Source organism: Natrarchaeobius versutus (assembly GCF_041205745.1).
Taxonomy (GTDB): Archaea; Halobacteriota; Halobacteria; order Halobacteriales; family Natrialbaceae; genus Natrarchaeobius; species Natrarchaeobius versutus.
Map to the genome: position 1 here is coordinate 68,875 of NZ_JBGFCC010000010.1, position 15,755 is coordinate 84,629.

A 15,755-nucleotide genomic window follows, 5' to 3' on the forward strand; every position below is an offset into this window, starting at 1 on the left:
GTCACCGGCATAAGGGCGATATATGGTCCTAGAACTGCTCCCCATGCAGGCACTGGGCGGTGCACTGTTATTCCTCGGTGCGCTCGCTCTCGTCGTGGTTCTCGCCGCGTTACTCAGCGCGGTCGAAATCGTCGACGCATACGAGAAGCGCGCACTCACCGTCTTCGGTGAGTACCGCAAGCTTCTCGAGCCGGGGTTCAACCTCGTTCCGCCGTTCGTCTCGAACACCTACCGGTTCGACATGCGGACACAGACGTTAGACGTCCCGCGCCAGGAAGCGATCACCCGAGACAACTCGCCGGTGACCGCCGACGCAGTCGTCTACATCAAAGTGATGGACGCCAAGAAGGCGTTCCTCGAGGTCGACAACTACAAGAAGGCAGTCTCGAACCTCGCCCAGACCACCCTGCGTGCCGTGTTGGGTGACATGGAACTCGACGACACGCTGAACAAACGCCAGGAGATCAACGCGAAAATCCGCCACGAACTCGACGAACCCACCGACGAGTGGGGGATCCGCGTCGAAAGCGTCGAAGTTCGCGAGGTCAACCCCTCGAAAGACGTCCAGCGCGCGATGGAACAACAGACCTCCGCCGAGCGAAAACGCCGCGCGATGATTCTGGAGGCCCAGGGTGAACGCCGCAGTGCCGTCGAGAAGGCCGAAGGTGACAAACAGAGCGAGATCATCCGCGCCCAGGGTGAAAAACAGAGCCAGATCCTCGAGGCACAGGGTGATGCGATCTCGACCGTCCTGCGCGCTCGTTCCGCCGAATCGATGGGCGAACGCGCGGTCATCGACAAGGGGATGGACGCCCTGACCGAGATCGGCCAGAGCGAGTCCACGACGTTCGTGATGCCCCAGGAACTCACCTCCATGGTCGGGCGCTACGGCAAACACCTCTCGGGAAGCGACGTCAAAGAAGACGGCGACCAACTCGAGAGTCTCGACTTCGACGACGAGACCCGCGAACTGATCGGACTCGACGACATCGCCGAGATCATCGGCGAGATCGACCAGGAAGCCGAGATGGACGTCGAAGCGATGGAACAGGAAGCCCAGGCGATCAAGGAAGGTGAAGATCCGGCAAAGATTTCGGATCCCGACGAAGTGATCGAGGAGATGGACCAGGAGTTCCAACAGACCGACGGCGGCTCCGAGGCGCCACTCGGCGACGTCGACGACGCCCAACGCGACTGATCGCGCTGAGACCGTTTTCTGTACCGGTTTACCGGGCCCAACCGACGATGCGGTTGCGATGGAACTGACGGACAGCAGACCGCGTGAAGCCGCGTTTGGTCCGTGGCGATTAATTTTAAAGGTGAGATCCGATCGAGTGAACTGCTCGAGCGCGCGGAGCCGTCGAGGGTGGTTCTTTCCACAAGTGTCAGAAGGAAATACTTATTGTCGGAGCGGACGGCTGTACGGTTATGACCCCCGTCCCGCTTCAGTTTCTCGCACCGACCGTCGGGTTGTTCGTCGCGTTGTTAGTGTTGCTCGTCGTCGTCGCCGTCCTCCGAAGCTCCGTCGTGATCGTCTACGCCTACGAGAAAAAGGCGTTGACCGTACTCGGCGAGTACCGGAAACTGCTCGAACCGGGGTTCAACGTCGTCCCGCCATTCGTCTCGCGGACCTACAGCTACGATATGCGAACGCAGACGTTAGACGTCCCGCGCCAGGAAGCGATCACCCGAGACAACTCGCCGGTGACCGCCGACGCAGTCATCTACATCAGGGTGATGGACGCCAAGCGGGCGTTCCTCGAGGTCGACAACTACAAGAAGGCGGTCGTAAACCTCTCCCAGACCACCCTGCGTGCCGTGATAGGTGACATGGAACTCGACGAAACGCTGAACAAGCGCGAACAGATCAACAGGCGAATTCGCCGCGAACTCGAGGGGCCGACCGACGAGTGGGGGATCCGCGTCGAGAGCGTCGAAGTTCGCGAAGTCAATCCGACGCGGGAGGTCCAGCAGGCGATGGAGAAACAGACCTCCGCCGAGCGTCGGCGCCGCGCGATGATTCTGGAGGCCCAGGGTGAACGCCGCAGTGCCGTCGAGAAGGCCGAAGGTGACAAACAGAGCGAGATCATCCGCGCCCAGGGTGAAAAACAGAGCCAGATCCTCGAGGCACAGGGTGATGCGATCTCGACCGTCCTGCGCGCTCGTTCCGCCGAATCGATGGGCGAACGCGCGGTCATCGACAAGGGGATGGACGCCCTGACCGAGATCGGCCAGAGCGAGTCCACGACGTTCGTGATGCCCCAGGAACTCACCTCCATGGTCGGGCGCTACGGCAAACACCTCTCGGGAAGCGACGTCAAAGAAGACGGCGACCAACTCGAGAGCCTCGGCTTCGACGACGAGACCCGCGAACTGATCGGACTCGACGACATCGCCGAGATCATCGGTGAGATCGATCACGAAGCTGAGATGGACGTCGAGGCGATGGAACAGGAAGCCCAGGCGATCAAGGAAGGGGAACAGACCGCGTCGATCGCCGACCCCGAAGCGGTCATCGAGGAGGCCGACGGATCGAACGATCGACTTGAGGACGTTCCAACGGACACCTAAGATTCAGCGAGTTTAAGGTTTCGATGAACGAAGTGGAGCGAAACCGGTTTTACCCACGGTCTCTTTTCGGGCAGTAGGTAGCTATGACGACGCCCGACGGGGTCGACGACGAGAAGCGAGCGACCCTCCGCCGATTCGCCGCAATCGGCACCGGCGCTCCGCTTGCCGGTTTCGCCGAATCGGCATCCGCAGATACGGGTGAAAGCGACGCGCGTGATGCGATCGTCGGCTATCTCTCGACGACGCCCGGCGCGCACTTTTCGAAGATTCGGGACGACCTCCAGCTCGGGACTGGAGAGACCCAACACCACCTCCGCCGTCTCGAAGACCACGCCGTAGTCGAAAGCTACGAGGACGGCGACTACAAGCGGTTCGTCCTCGCGGGGCGGTTCGACGAGTTCGAAAGACACGCCCTGGGATACCTGCGTCGAGAGACCCCACGCGGAATGTTGATCGAACTGTTGCTCGACCCCGACGCGACCGCCGGCGATCTGGCGACGTCGCTCGGGGTTTCCCCACCGACGGTCAGCAAGTACGCAGGCGAACTCGAGGACGCCGGCTTGCTCTCCCGAGAGGACGGGTACGCGGTCGAACGGCCGGAGACGATCCTGTTGCTCGTCGTCCGTCACGCTGATTCGTTCGGAGAACGCTCGACTACATTGGCCCGGAACGCCGATCAGCTTCTCGAGTACGACGGAAACGAGTGACGATTTCTACGAGCGACAGATCGATCCGTTGGGACCCACGCTTTGGCTTCCCACAGTGTTCTCACGCGGCTGGCGTGTGCGAGGCGAGTTGGTCTCTCATACGGTCTGCTGTAACGATGTACCGGTGTAACGGCGACTCGTCCTGCGGTCGCACGGAAATGACTGACAGCAGACCGTATCAGGCGGCGATACTAGACGTTGACCTTCCACGTGGTGCTCGAGGAGTAGCCCCACTTCTCGATCTCGACGTCGTAGTCGCCCTGCTGGAGCGCCGTGATGTTGGAGCCGACTTCTTTGGCCGTCATGCCGAGTTCCTGCCCGATGAGCCGCGATTTGAAGTACGTCTTCGTCGCGCCATTTTCCCGGAGGTACTGGAGAATCTGACGTTGTTTGCTCGTGAGGTCGGGGGCCATTGCAGTGCTCATGTCTCCAGAGACGACTGGGACACCCTTAGGGGGTTTGGTACGTGCAGTTAACAGGCCGCAGTCTGGCGATTTTGTGCCGTAGTAATGGAACAATAATCGGAAGGAAACGATCAGTTGGTACGGCCGGCTAATGCGTCCAATCTGGCGAGAGTCAGGAATCGATGACCGTTTCGGGGAGAAAAAAGGGGTTAGATGGGTGGAATCCGCGGACGAGCGGTCACGAGACTCGGCACTGGTCTGCTCGAAACTCACGAGTCTCGGTACTGATCCGCTCGGAACGGGCCGAACGCGCAGGTCACCGCGCTCGCGAGTGCGTCCGAACGGTCGACCACTCCGCCGGTGAGGGCGCCGACTGCACCCTCACCCTCGGCGATGCCGTCCGTTCCGAGAACGTCGTCCATCACCGGCCCGAGTTCCTCGCCGGCCGCGATTCGCTCGGTGACGGGGTCGGGGAGGCGGATCGACGGACCGCTCGCACGCTCGAGTCGGTCGCCGTCGGTCACCGCGGCCCACATGATGAGAAAGAGTCCGGGTGCGTTCTCGAATCGGGCGGCGCCACCCTCGAGACCGACCCCGTAGTCGGCCTCGCAAGCCTCGAGCGCGCGCCGAGCGCGGTTTTCCGCGCCGGTGATCGTCTCCGCAACTGATCGTGGCTGTTCGTCGACGCCGGAGTCGACGGAGACCGTACGGACGACCGGCCCGAACCGCTCGAGCGCTCGAGTGGTTGCCTCGCGTTTGACGGGATTCTCACTGCCGACGACGACGTGCATACTCGCCGTTGGAGCGGTCGTCATTTGGAATCCTCGGTTCGAATCGAACTCACCGCTTGAATGTTTTGGTTTCCCATACCAACTCCGCCGAATAACCGGTTTTCGGACGGTGATCGGGGATGATTTCGTAAGCGTTATATCCGGAGTCTCTGAACCCAGTAGGTAACGAATCTGTCCGGGCTTTTGCGACACGTTGTCCGGACAGCCGATGCCATCGTATGACCAACGCACCATCGAACACGAGAGTACGGCGTAGCGAACACGAAACGACCGACGAACAAACGGAGAACGAACAGAACGACGTCGCCTGCCCGGAGTGTTCCGGAAATCTCATCGTCGACGACGAACACGGCGAGACCGTCTGCGAGGAGTGTGGCCTCGTCGTCGAGGAGGATTCTGTCGACCGCGGCCCCGAGTGGCGCGCCTTCGACGCCGCCGAGAAAAACGAGAAGTCCCGCGTCGGCGCGCCCACGACGAACACGATGCACGACAAGGGACTGTCGACGAACATCGACTGGCGTAACAAAGACGCCTACGGCAACTCCCTTGGCTCACGCCAGCGCGAGAAGATGCAACGTCTGCGCAAGTGGAACGAGCGCTTCCGAACCCGGGACTCCAAGGAACGCAATCTGAAACAGGCGCTTGGCGAAATCGACCGGATGGCGAGCGCACTCGGTCTGCCAACGAACGTCCGTGAAACCGCATCGGTCATCTACCGACGCGCACTCGACGAGGACCTCCTGCCCGGCCGCTCCATCGAGGGCGTCTCCACCGCATGCGTCTACGCCGCCGCCCGCCAGGCTGGCGTCCCCCGCAGTCTGGACGAGATCGCCGACGTCTCCCGCGTCGAGAAAAACGAGATCGCCCGCACCTACCGCTACGTGGTTCGTGAACTCGGACTCGAGGTCCAGCCGGCCGACCCCGAGAGCTACGTCCCCCGATTCGCCTCGGGACTCGATCTCTCCGACGAGGCCGAACACCGCGCGCGTGGTCTGCTCCAAAACGCCAAGGAGAAGGGCGTCCACTCGGGCAAGTCGCCGGTCGGCCTCGCGGCCGCCGCGGTGTACGCCGCCGCCCTGCTCACGAACGAGAAGACGACCCAGGCCGCCGTCAGCGACGTCGCTGACATCTCGGAAGTGACGATCCGGAACCGGTACCACGAACTCCTCGAGGCCGAGGAGACCCTCGGCGTCGCCTGATTCGGGCGAAGCGTCGTAACCGACACAGTTTTTCGGACCGCGGAGGTCAGTTTCGATAGGGATGAGTATAGAGTTCGATTCGTTCGTTCTCACCGCCGCAGTCACCGACCTGTCCGAGGAACCAGCCGCTCGCGAATACGCGGACGCCGTCGAGTTCCGGATGGACCTGGCGGACGAGCCGTTGTCGGCGCTCGAAGCCTACGACGGTGAGTTGCCGATCCTCGCGACGAATCGCCCGGAGTGGGAAGGCGGCGGGTGGGTCGGCGACGACGGCGCGCGACTCGAGGCGCTCGCCGAGGCGACCGCGGTCGACGCCGTCGGTGCGATCGACGTCGAACTCGAGTCGTGTCGGTCCGGCGACGCCGAGGGTCTCCTCGAGACCGCCCGCGAGCGCGACGTCGCGGTCGTCGCGTCGGCCCACGATTTCGAGGGGACGCCCGACGAGATCGAGATGATCGAGACGCTGACCGAGGCCTGTGAGCACGCCGACGTCGGGAAACTCGCGGTGACGGCCGAAACGCGTGCAGACACGCTCGCGGTGTTGGCCGTCACACACCTGCTCAGTTCGGGGGGACAGACGGTCGCGACCATGGCAATGGGTGAGGCGGGCAGTCATACGCGCGCGATCGCGCCGGTCTACGGTTCGAAAATCGGCTACGCGCCGGTCGATCCCGCCGAGGCGACCGCCCCCGGCCAGTACGACCTCGAGACGCTGTCACAGCTTGTTTCCGAACTCGAGTGAAGCGGTTTTCGACGGGTTCGATCGCCGATTCGGCCAGCTCTCGACCGCGGTAACCGATGCATACCAATGGGCGAGTCGGTGGATCGCCGTCGCATGTATCGAACGGTTTCTGTCGCCCTCTCGTTGGTCGGCCGGTCGACCCCGTGGGAGGACACCGAATCGAAGCCAGGAGACGGTACTGCCTCGAAACGGCAAAACAGTGTCGCGAGCACGGCGTGGGCACTCGACGGCCCAACGCTGAAACGAGAGAACGACGGGGCCGTCTCGAAACGAAACGAGGGGACGTCCGATGCGGAGGCCCTGATCCGATCGCTCGCGGTGGTCCTCGATACTCCAGGGGCGCCGACGCTCGAGCCGGCGTTCCGACGCGACTGGCGCGAGCGCGCCGTCGAAATTCGCGAGGACGGAACGCGCCTCGAGGAGTTGAGTCGGGCGCTCGGTCTGGATGCGGATCGGCTCGTCCTCAAGGTGGCGCCGGACGGCCTCGTCGCACGATACGATCGAACGCGCGTCGGTCGCTGGCCGTCGGCGGCCGCGTTGCTCGCGGATCTGTCCGCGAGTGCGATTCTCTCGGACGCGGAGCCACGTTGGCGCTCGCTGTCGGGTGAAAAACGGCGTCTCGCGTTGCGATCGCTTCGGCTGTTCGCCCGCCGCTGTCCGAACTGTGATGGGGCCCTCGGCGGCGTTCGGGAGCCGGCTTCGACCGGCAGTCGGCTCGAGGGATCTCGCCGCGTCGAGTGCGAACGATGTGGCTCGATTCTGTTTCGCGAACCGTCGCTCCCGGCGGAGAACGCGTCGGTCTCGGAGACCACACGGTGGTCGAACCCCGGGGATCACGGACCGCCATCGGAATCGGAATGTTAACCAGTCGGCTTCCCTAGCGTATGCACATGACGTGGCTCCGTGCGCTGGCTGCCGCTGGCCTGTCGGTGCTCATGCCGGGTGCAGGCCATGCCCTCATCAGGGACTGGCTCAGAACCCTGGTGTTCGCCGGCCTGTATCTTTCCGCTATCGTGATCTTTCTCCCATCGATCGATCAGGTAACCGCCATCGGATCCGTCGGCGAAGGGATGGAACTCGTCGCCGACGAGATCGATACGATGGGACAGTTCGTCCTCTCGTTTATCGTCCTGTTCGCGGCGATAGACGCGACGTTTCGCGCGATGGGACTGCCCCCGGGTGCGAGCAACGAATCGGCAGACGGACCGACCTGTCCCGAGTGCGGGAAAGAACTCGACGAAGACCTGACGTTCTGTCACTGGTGTACGACCCGACTCGAACCGATCGAACCGGACGAGATCGAGTCGGATTCCGCGGGCGAAACCGAATCCGACGTTGAGCCGGTAGAAGCGAATCGTTGACAGGCGACCGGAGAACGGAACCGTTATTTTTCGATGATGCTCTCCTCGACGGGCTCCCCGAAGTGGCGAGCCGTATCCTCGTAGTACAACAGGAGTTCGTCGCCGGACTCGAGTTCGGTGACCGCCTTGCGGCCGTCGCCGGCGGCGACCTTGATCGTCTCGGCGTTCTGGAGGAGCGTCTCGATCCGGTCGCCGTCGTCGGTCTCGAGTGCGACCCGGAACATCGGCCGTTTCTCGATTTTGACCCGGCCGACGATCGCCTCGCGGGTGTTGCCGTTCGTATCGACGACCTGGACCTCGTCGCCGCTTTTGAGCTCCGAGAGGTACTTCGTGCCGCCGTCGGGCGTGCGGACGTAGGCGTGGACGGCACCGGCGTTGACCCGGAACGGCCGCGAGGCGACGTACGGCGACTCGGCGGTTTCGGCGTGGACGAACACTAACCCGCGACTCATCGAACCGATCAGCATCCCTTCGTCGTGTTCGAGCAGACTGCCGGTATCGATACAGACGCGATCGGCACTGCCGATCTCCTCGACGTCGATCACTTCCGCGTAGTCGAGGTCGAGCGTCTCGCGTTCGGCGGCGTCGCGAACCTCGACCGTCTCGCGGATCTCGTCCGGATCGTCCGAATCCAACAGAACGCCGTCGGAGCCGAGTTCGAGCGTCTCGAAGGCCGTCTTCGCCTCCTCCGCGGACGTCACGCCCGCGATCAGGTCCGTCTCCTCGCCGATCCGGGCGATGAGGTTCTCGAGGGGGATGATCGTCCAGTCGTCGCCGATGACGATCGTGTGATCGGCCTCCTGTGCGGCGGTTTCGGCGAACGCTTCGTACTCCTTGCCGAGGATGCGGACGTACGCACCGCGCTCGAGGTCGTCGTCGCGCCGAAGCGTCGAGAGGTCGGCAGAGCCGGAAAAGTCCTCGGGGAGATCGATCGTCGCGTCGCCTTCGCCTTCCTTGCCGACGACGACGGCGTCGGGGTCGGGGCCGGCGGCCCCGTCGTCCTCGGCGTCGTCGACGAGCGTTACGTCGCCGTCGGTTCGAAACGCGGCGACGTCGATCGAGCCGAGTTCGCGAACTCGCTCGACGTCGTCCTCGTCGACCAATACCCAGTCTGCGCCCGCCTCGAGCGCGGCGGTGATCCGCGCTCGACGGGCGTCCCAGTCGCCGACGGTGTCGTCGGCTTTAATCCAAACGGATCGGCTCATATCTCGACGGTCGAAGGGCAGTGGCTTGAACGTGGCGGATCGCACAGGACGCCGTATTGTAACGATAGTAGAAATAGTATCGATAGTTGAATTACTTTCTTGGTAGCAGATAATACAGGGCCGAACGAATTCGGAAGTATGGGTCAGCGCCACGTCGAGCCGGGTGACGCACCGACGATCGAGCAGGTTGCTCGCCGCCTCGAGGCCGAGGACGTCGCCGACGTCGCCCGGGCCGCATTCGACTGCGCGGGAGACCTGGCGGCGCTCGAGTACGGTCGAACTGCGTCCGTCCTCGGGGCGTGTCGGCTCGCGAGTCGGCGAAGCCGACGCAAACCGCTATCGTACGAGCGCCTGGCGGACGCCTTCGGCGTCGATCCCGAGTGCGTCGCCGACGCCGAGGCGACGATCGCGAGCTACCTGACCCCACCCGCTGATGCCGACGACGTTCGCGCCCTCCGCCGAACGCTCATCGTCGCACACGAACTGTTGGACGCACTCGAGTGCGACCGCCTCCACGCACTCGAGTTACCGGGATCGTACCTCGCCGACGCCGCCCCCTGGTTGATCGGCCGCACACAGCGGTCGATCGAATCGGGCGACGACGTCGAACGACGTGGACTCGACGAGGACGAACTCCGGGCTCACGTCGAGCGGCTCGAGGCCGACCTCGAACTCGCACGGCTCGGAACGCTTCTGTACGCGGACGTCGACGATGTCCGCGGAGAATAGCGCGGTCGGTTTCCGTCGATGCACTCGCGCTCGGGAACTGACGGCCAGCGCCGGTCGTCCTGGTCGCCAACGTGCGAGCGATGAATAACTAGTTTCAATCGAGCGCCGAGAGCTTGTGTCTGAACGCCCGGTAGGCGTTCTCCCCGCGCTCGGTGAGTTCGACGACGCGACGACGACCGACCGGTTCGATCCGCACGCAACCGTCCTCAAGGAGCGGTTCGAGAACGTGCGTATCGAGGACGCGGAAGGCGCCCTTGTCCTCGCTTGCGCGTTCTTCCGGCGGTCGCCGATCGGCCATAAACGAGAGGCCGCGTTTCCGGGCGTACTCGATCAGATCCTTCTTTTTCGGCGGTGCGGTTCGATCCTCGTGAAAGCCGTCCCAGGCCGTGGGGTCGGCGAGAAACGCCATGATCGCGACCTGGTCGGTCGTCGGCGAGTCGATCGGGTACGTCGGGATCGGCGTCGTCTCCTCGAGTCCGGCTGAAGCCGGTTCGATCGTGCCGTCGTGAGCGTAGCTCTCCGGTTCGACGTAGTAGGCCTGTGCGTCCGTCGAGACGTCCATGCACGCGATCGTCGCACCGATCGCCGGGATCGTCCCGCCGCCGGAGACGTTGACGTAGACGTTGTCTTCCGCGTGATTCGATGCGATCGTCGTCACCTCGCCGAGGACAGCATAAACGTCCGAGAGGTCACACGTCCGCGTCCTGACTTCCGGAACGGTCGACTCGAGTTCGGCGAGGAGCCCCTCGTGATAGACCGGTGGATCGTCCGCTGTGTCGTCCTCGAGGAGGTAGACGAGATCCGCTCGCTGTTCCCGGATGGGTTCGACGATGCGATCGAACTCGTAGCCGAGGGGGGCGACGTGTACCCGTTTGACGACGTCCATACACCGACAACCGGCGCGATCGAAATAACACCTGCCGAAACGTCTCGGTGACGTACCCGGAATTCGAGCGGAGTATATATCGAGTCCTTTCCCGCGAAACCGTCGAAACGTTCAGAAGCGTCGGGTACCAACCCCGGATAGATGGCCGGTTACGACGCGATCTACTTCGACCTCGACAACACCCTCTGTGAGCCCACGCAGGACGCGTCGACCCTGCTCGAGCGGACCTTCCGACGAGCCGGCCTCGAGCAGTTCTGTACCCCGTCCGACCTGCGAGAGGCCGTGCCGGCGTTGCCGACGGCCGAAACGGATCGCGAGTTCTACGAACATCTGTTCGCCGAGGTCGCTGATCGGGCGAACGTCGACCCGGCGGTCTCCTCCCGGCTGACCGACTGGTATCTCGAGGTGCGCGACCCGACGGCCGTCGACTTTCGACCCGGCGCCGTCGCGGCACTCGAGTACGCACGCGAACGCGGCCACGTCGGCCTCATCACGAACGGTGGACGATCGACCCAGACGAAAAAACTCCGCGCGTTGGGAATCGAGGACGCCTTCGACGTTCGAGTCTTTACCGAGCCGAGCGAGGGAATCTACCCGAAACCCGACGCCGCCCCCTTCGAGTACGCGCTGTCGAAACTCGACGTCGAACCCGACGCCGCGATCCACGTCGGCGATTCCTTACACGCCGACGTCGCCGGGGCGAACGCGATGGGGCTCGACTCGGCGTGGGTCGACACCGGCAACGGGCAGTTCGGGGATCAGCAACCGACGTACGAACTGTCGTCACTCGAGTTCTTCGAGCAGGTCGTCTGATCACTCGAGCCAGATCGCGAGGATATAGAGGCCGATGCCGACGAAGACGGCGACGGACGACGCCCGATCGAGGATCGGAAACGGCGCGAGCAGGAAGGCAAACTGGAGCGCACCGCCGACGATCAGACAGATCGACGCGCCGAGAATCGCCGGCTCCGTACTCTCCGCCTGGGAGTACAGAAGTGTCCCGACACCAATGGCGACGACGCCGAAGACGAACTGTGCCGCGAGGATCGCCAGTCCCTCGCCCGCCATCGTGCCGTAGCCAAACAGGACGAAGTAGAGGATAATGCCGAAGAAGATCACCCGATACACTGTATCCGAAGCCTCGTCGAGACCGGTCATACGTGTTCGTCGTCGTCCGTCCTCTTGAATGAGACGACTATCCGGTTTACGCGGCTGTCCTCACCGCTCTAGAGCACTCGCCCACTCGAGTTCGAATCGTTCGTGGACGACGAACTCGAGGGCGTTGATGAGGTAGTGGGCGACCACGACGACGAGGAAACTCCCCGTGACGATGAACACCGTCGCGAGGACGAACCCGAGGAGGCCGGTGACGATGATGCCGACGGATCCCTGGACGCCGTGGCCGACGGCGAACGCGACCGAAGAGAGGACGGCCAGCAGCCACGGCGAGACGCCGAAGCCGGCCGAGACGACGCCGATCAACGCCGCCCGAAAGAGCAGTTCCTCGAAGACGGCGATGATCGGCAAGACGACGACGAGCAAGACGAGCCAACCCTGCGTCGACTCCGGCGCGAGCAGTTCCCGTAACTGCTCGTCGTGATCGAACCCGAATCGAGTCGCGAACGACGCACCGAGTTCGTTCGCGACGTACAGGACGATCCCCGCGACCGTCCCCAAGAGAACTCCCTGTTCGACGTACGACCACGAGAACTCGACGCCGAGCGCACCAGCCGGAATGCCCGTATAGAGCACCGCACCGAGCAATACGAGCGCGAACAGCCCCTGGGAGAGCGCTACGTTGGCGAGAAGCGCGCCGGTCGAAAGCGACGCCGGATCGACGCCGTCGGCGGCCGGCGTTCTTGCTCGCGGCTCGTAACGATCGCCACTGGGTGACCTACCGGTCGGATCGGTGCTGGTGGCGTCGTCACCGGCGAATGGTGAGTCGTGGACGGCAGTGTCGTCGGATGATACGTCGGAAACGGCGTCATCACCGTCGTGGGCGAGGTCGTCGCCGGCGGTCGAAGCGTTCGAGTCGCCCGACTCGAGAGCGGCGTCGTTCGGCGGATCGTCGTAGTCGACGGACGGAGATGAGTCGGTGTCGGTCTCGAGACCGGCGTGGTCGGCGTCGCCGTCGGTAAACGCCGACTGGGTGAGATAGGAAAGAACGAGCAACAACACGAGGACGACGCCCGTGATTCCGACGAACGTCACCCACTGGGGCATCTATTGGGGACTCGGGTTCGATCCGCTCGCCGAGCCGACCGCGCCCTGGCCCTGGTCGAACGCCGATTCGGTGATCGCCTTGAGCCGGTCGACCAGCGAGTCCTTTTTCGGCTCGCCCATCAGGGCGACGTCTAACACTTCGCTGATGTTCGCACAGGGGATGATCTCGACCATCTCCTCGTACTCGTCTTCGATCATCACGTCCTGTTCGTTGGCCTTGGGGATGATGACCTTCGAACAGCCGGCCTTCGCGGCGGCTTCGATCTTGTGCGTGACGCCGCCGACGGGGAGGACGTCTCCGCGGACCGACAGCGAGCCGGTCATCGCGACCGACTGGTCGACCGGGATGTCCTCTAAGGCGGAGATGACGGCGGTTGCCACCGTAATGGAGGCGGAGTCGCCATCGACGCCCTGTTGGCCGGCCTGGACGAACTGGATGTGGATGTCCTTCTCCGAGAGGTCGACGTCGGAGAACTTCTTGATGATCGCCGAGACGTTCTGGACCGACTCCTCGGCCATCTCCTTGAGCTTGCCGGTGGCGATCACCTGACCGCCACCCTGTGCGGGGGCGATCTCTGCCATCACGGGGAGCATGATTCCGCTGTCCTCTCCCATGACGGCCAGCCCGTTGACGCGACCCTCGACGCCGTCTGCGGTGACCTGCAGTTCGTAGTCCTTGCGCCGTTCGATGTAGTCGTCGGCCAGCTGTTGTTCGATCGATCGCGAGCGCTCTTTGGCCTGCAGGACGTCCTCGCGGGTGGTGAACTCGCGGTCTTCGGCGCGGGCGATGTCGCCGGCGACGCGGACCAGCCCGCCGAGGTTCCGGAAGTGAAGCGTGAGGTGTTCCTTTCGACCGGCGCGACGTTTCGCCTCGAGGATGAGCTCCTCGACGGCCTCGCGCTCGAAGTGGGGAAGTCGGCCGTCGCGTTCGACCTCCTGGGCGATAAAGCGGGCGTACTTCCGGCGCATCTCGGGGGTGTCCTCGATGGTGTCCTCCATGTACACCTCGTAGCCGTACCCCTTGATGCGCGAGCGAAGCGCGGGGTGCATGTTCTCCATCGCATCGAGGTTCCCCGCCGCGATCATGACGAAGTCACAGGGGACGGGTTCGGTCTGGACCATCGCGCCCGAGGAGCGCTCGGACTGGCCGGTGATCGAGAACTCGCCTTCCTGAATCGCCGTCATCAGCTTCTGCTGTGTGCGGACGTCTAACGTGTTGATCTCGTCGACGAACAACACGCCTTTGTTCGACTTGTGGATCGAACCCGGTTCGACCCGGTCGTGGCTGGGCGTCTCCATGCCGCCGGACTGGAAGGGGTCGTGGCGGACGTCGCCCAGCAGTGCACCGGCGTGAGCGCCGGTGGCGTCCTCGAACGGCGCCGTGCGCTGATCGCCGTTGTCGACGATCATGTTCGGCACCATCGCGTCGGTGCCACGGGAGGTGTAGCGGAAGATCAGCCAGACGATACCCGCCGCGAGGATCCCGAGGAGGATGTTCATCGCGAGGATCGCGTAGCCGATGATGATCGCGATGATGATCCACATCAGGATCGAACGCATCTGGTTGCGCTTTCTCGCTTCCTCCTTGTGGGCGTCGATGATCTGTTCACCCTTGCCGGCGGGAACGGTCCGAACCTTCGGTTCGTTACCGTCGTCGGGGTTGTGATAGACCAGAACGTCCTGGAGATCCTCCTGTGGGAGAAGCTGACTCATCGCCTTCGCGAGCATCGACTTCCCCGTCCCCGGCGAACCGATCATCATGACGTGGCGCCGTTGTTTGGCCGCCTTGATGATGATGTCTCGAGCCTCGTCCTGACCGATAACCTGATCAACGAGGCGGTCGGGGACCTCGATATCGGCCGTCGATTCGATCTTCAGTCCACCGAGGAGGTCCTCGTCGGCGATCTCGTCGTCTACCTCGACGCCGGGATCGACTTCGACCGTGCTTCCCAGATCTTCGACGGTCTCGATCTCGTCCTCCGACGTCGTGGGATCGTCGCCGGCGTCGGGATCTGGATCGGAGCCAGGACGGAGCCCGTCGGTCGACTCCTCGAGATCGTCGACATCCTCTCGCCGGTCGTCGTCCAGTTCCTCCTCGGGCGACAACCGATCTCCCCGACGCTCCTCGGAGCGTTCTTGCTCCACGACTTGCTCCTCGCTGGGAGAGGAGTCAGGGGCGTCTTCGGGAGGATCGTCAACGTTCGTATCGTTACTCATAGAACTCTGTTCAGTACCTGTCTCGAAGGGATTGCGACTGATATACTTTCTCCATGCGGCGCATGGTGTCGATGGTTGAAAACGCGCCATAGCGGCCTCGAAGGGACCGATCTAGAATCCTAGCGATCGCCTCTCGCCGGCGACGAACTCGCCACGCTTAAGCGCCGCCGCAAACCACTGTTCAGCATGACGCGGGGGTTCTACATCGGCCGGTTTCAACCGTTTCACAACGGGCATCGGAATATGGTCGAACAGATCGCCAACGACGTCGACGAACTCGTTCTCGGCATCGGGAGCGCCGACGATTCGCATACGGTTCGGAATCCGTTTACCGCGGGCGAACGGATCATGATGATCACCAAGTCGCTCGTCGACACCGATCTCGTAACGTACGCGGTTCCGATCGAGGACCTAGAGCGCAACTCCGTCTGGGTGAGTCACGTCCAGAGCATGAGCCCCGATTTCGACGTCGCCTACTCGAACAACCCGTTGGTCATCCAGCTGTTTCGGGAGGCGAACATCGAGATCCGCCAGTCGCCGATGTTCAACCGCGAGGTCCTCGAGGGAACGGAGGTCCGCCAGCGGATGATCCACGGCGGCGACTGGCAGTCGCTGGTTCCAGATGCTGTCGCCGAGGTCGTCGAGGAAATCGGCGGCATCGAACGCATCCAGATGGTCAGCGACTCCGATTCGAACGGGGAGTAGACGGACCGTTGTAAA

General features: G+C 63.3%; 17 protein-coding genes. 10 read left to right on the forward strand and 7 right to left on the reverse strand.

Going from position 1 to position 15,755, the window contains the following annotated elements; all coding sequences use genetic code 11:
- Nucleotides 1–22 precede the first annotated feature (22 nt).
- The 3 genes from AB7C87_RS19990 to AB7C87_RS20000 all read left to right on the forward strand — a co-directional run bounded on the left by AB7C87_RS19990 (nt 23) and on the right by AB7C87_RS20000 (nt 3,278).
- Nucleotides 23–1,198 carry an SPFH domain-containing protein gene (locus AB7C87_RS19990; RefSeq protein WP_369731272.1) on the forward strand — a complete coding sequence of 392 codons (1,176 nt, stop codon included), beginning with the start codon at nt 23–25 and terminating at the stop codon, nt 1,196–1,198.
- Nucleotides 1,199–1,428: 230 nt separating this feature from the next.
- A complete protein-coding gene (locus AB7C87_RS19995) occupies nt 1,429–2,571 on the forward strand; it encodes an SPFH domain-containing protein (protein WP_369731273.1) in 1,143 nt (380 codons plus the stop codon).
- Between the two features lie 83 nt (nt 2,572–2,654).
- Entirely contained in the window at nt 2,655–3,278 is a 624-nt protein-coding gene (locus AB7C87_RS20000) for a winged helix-turn-helix transcriptional regulator (protein ID WP_369731274.1), read from the forward strand.
- 191 nt (nt 3,279–3,469) lie between these two features.
- Here the strand turns inward: AB7C87_RS20000 and AB7C87_RS20005 are convergent, their stop codons facing one another.
- Nucleotides 3,470–3,703 (reverse strand): DUF7123 family protein, encoded by a 234-nt coding sequence (locus tag AB7C87_RS20005; RefSeq protein ID WP_369731275.1) that lies wholly within the window; start codon nt 3,701–3,703, stop codon nt 3,470–3,472.
- A 248-nt stretch (nt 3,704–3,951) separates the two neighbouring features.
- Nucleotides 3,952–4,473 (reverse strand): inosine/xanthosine triphosphatase, encoded by a 522-nt coding sequence (yjjX, locus tag AB7C87_RS20010; RefSeq protein ID WP_369731434.1) that lies wholly within the window; start codon nt 4,471–4,473, stop codon nt 3,952–3,954.
- Nucleotides 4,474–4,691: 218 nt separating this feature from the next.
- Between yjjX and AB7C87_RS20015 the strand changes: the two genes are divergently transcribed.
- The 4 genes from AB7C87_RS20015 (at nt 4,692) to AB7C87_RS20030 (ending at nt 7,775) form a co-directional block, all read left to right on the forward strand.
- The gene (locus tag AB7C87_RS20015) at nt 4,692–5,672 is read left to right on the forward strand and encodes a transcription initiation factor IIB (protein WP_369731276.1); all 981 of its coding nucleotides are present in this window, start codon (nt 4,692–4,694) and stop codon (nt 5,670–5,672) included.
- A gap of 61 nt (nt 5,673–5,733) precedes the next feature.
- Nucleotides 5,734–6,414 (forward strand): type I 3-dehydroquinate dehydratase, encoded by a 681-nt coding sequence (locus AB7C87_RS20020; RefSeq protein WP_369731277.1) that lies wholly within the window; start codon nt 5,734–5,736, stop codon nt 6,412–6,414.
- 93 nt (nt 6,415–6,507) lie between these two features.
- The gene (locus AB7C87_RS20025; RefSeq protein ID WP_369731278.1) at nt 6,508–7,278 is read left to right on the forward strand and encodes a DUF8054 domain-containing protein; all 771 of its coding nucleotides are present in this window, start codon (nt 6,508–6,510) and stop codon (nt 7,276–7,278) included.
- Nucleotides 7,279–7,304: 26 nt separating this feature from the next.
- The gene (locus tag AB7C87_RS20030; protein WP_369731279.1) at nt 7,305–7,775 is read left to right on the forward strand and encodes a DUF7575 domain-containing protein; all 471 of its coding nucleotides are present in this window, start codon (nt 7,305–7,307) and stop codon (nt 7,773–7,775) included.
- A gap of 23 nt (nt 7,776–7,798) precedes the next feature.
- Here the strand turns inward: AB7C87_RS20030 and AB7C87_RS20035 are convergent, their stop codons facing one another.
- The gene (locus AB7C87_RS20035) at nt 7,799–8,980 is read right to left on the reverse strand and encodes a 3-dehydroquinate synthase II (protein WP_369731280.1); all 1,182 of its coding nucleotides are present in this window, start codon (nt 8,978–8,980) and stop codon (nt 7,799–7,801) included.
- Between the two features lie 138 nt (nt 8,981–9,118).
- Between AB7C87_RS20035 and AB7C87_RS20040 the strand changes: the two genes are divergently transcribed.
- Entirely contained in the window at nt 9,119–9,709 is a 591-nt protein-coding gene (locus AB7C87_RS20040; protein WP_369731281.1) for a hypothetical protein, read from the forward strand.
- 94 nt (nt 9,710–9,803) lie between these two features.
- Here the strand turns inward: AB7C87_RS20040 and AB7C87_RS20045 are convergent, their stop codons facing one another.
- Complete coding sequence (locus tag AB7C87_RS20045) at nt 9,804–10,595, reverse strand: HFX_2341 family transcriptional regulator domain-containing protein (protein ID WP_369731282.1); 792 nt, start codon at nt 10,593–10,595, stop codon at nt 9,804–9,806.
- A 141-nt stretch (nt 10,596–10,736) separates the two neighbouring features.
- Here AB7C87_RS20045 and AB7C87_RS20050 point away from each other — a divergent pair, with 141 nt between their 5' ends.
- The gene (locus tag AB7C87_RS20050; RefSeq protein ID WP_369731283.1) at nt 10,737–11,408 is read left to right on the forward strand and encodes an HAD family hydrolase; all 672 of its coding nucleotides are present in this window, start codon (nt 10,737–10,739) and stop codon (nt 11,406–11,408) included.
- On the opposite strand, the gene AB7C87_RS20055 is transcribed toward AB7C87_RS20050, so the two are convergent.
- Genes AB7C87_RS20055 through lonB form a run of 3 tightly spaced genes read right to left on the reverse strand, consistent with a single transcriptional unit; the run spans nt 11,409 to nt 15,035 of the window.
- Nucleotides 11,409–11,753, reverse strand: coding sequence for a hypothetical protein (locus tag AB7C87_RS20055; protein ID WP_369731284.1), 345 nt, complete (start codon nt 11,751–11,753; stop codon nt 11,409–11,411).
- A 60-nt stretch (nt 11,754–11,813) separates the two neighbouring features.
- A complete protein-coding gene (locus AB7C87_RS20060) occupies nt 11,814–12,818 on the reverse strand; it encodes a CPBP family intramembrane glutamic endopeptidase (protein WP_369731285.1) in 1,005 nt (334 codons plus the stop codon).
- Nucleotides 12,819–15,035 carry an ATP-dependent protease LonB gene (gene lonB, locus AB7C87_RS20065; RefSeq protein ID WP_369731286.1) on the reverse strand — a complete coding sequence of 739 codons (2,217 nt, stop codon included), beginning with the start codon at nt 15,033–15,035 and terminating at the stop codon, nt 12,819–12,821.
- Between the two features lie 186 nt (nt 15,036–15,221).
- On the opposite strand from lonB, the gene AB7C87_RS20070 reads away from it, so the two are divergent.
- Complete coding sequence (locus tag AB7C87_RS20070) at nt 15,222–15,740, forward strand: nicotinamide-nucleotide adenylyltransferase (protein WP_369731287.1); 519 nt, start codon at nt 15,222–15,224, stop codon at nt 15,738–15,740.
- The last annotated feature ends 15 nt before the right edge of the window (nt 15,741–15,755 follow it).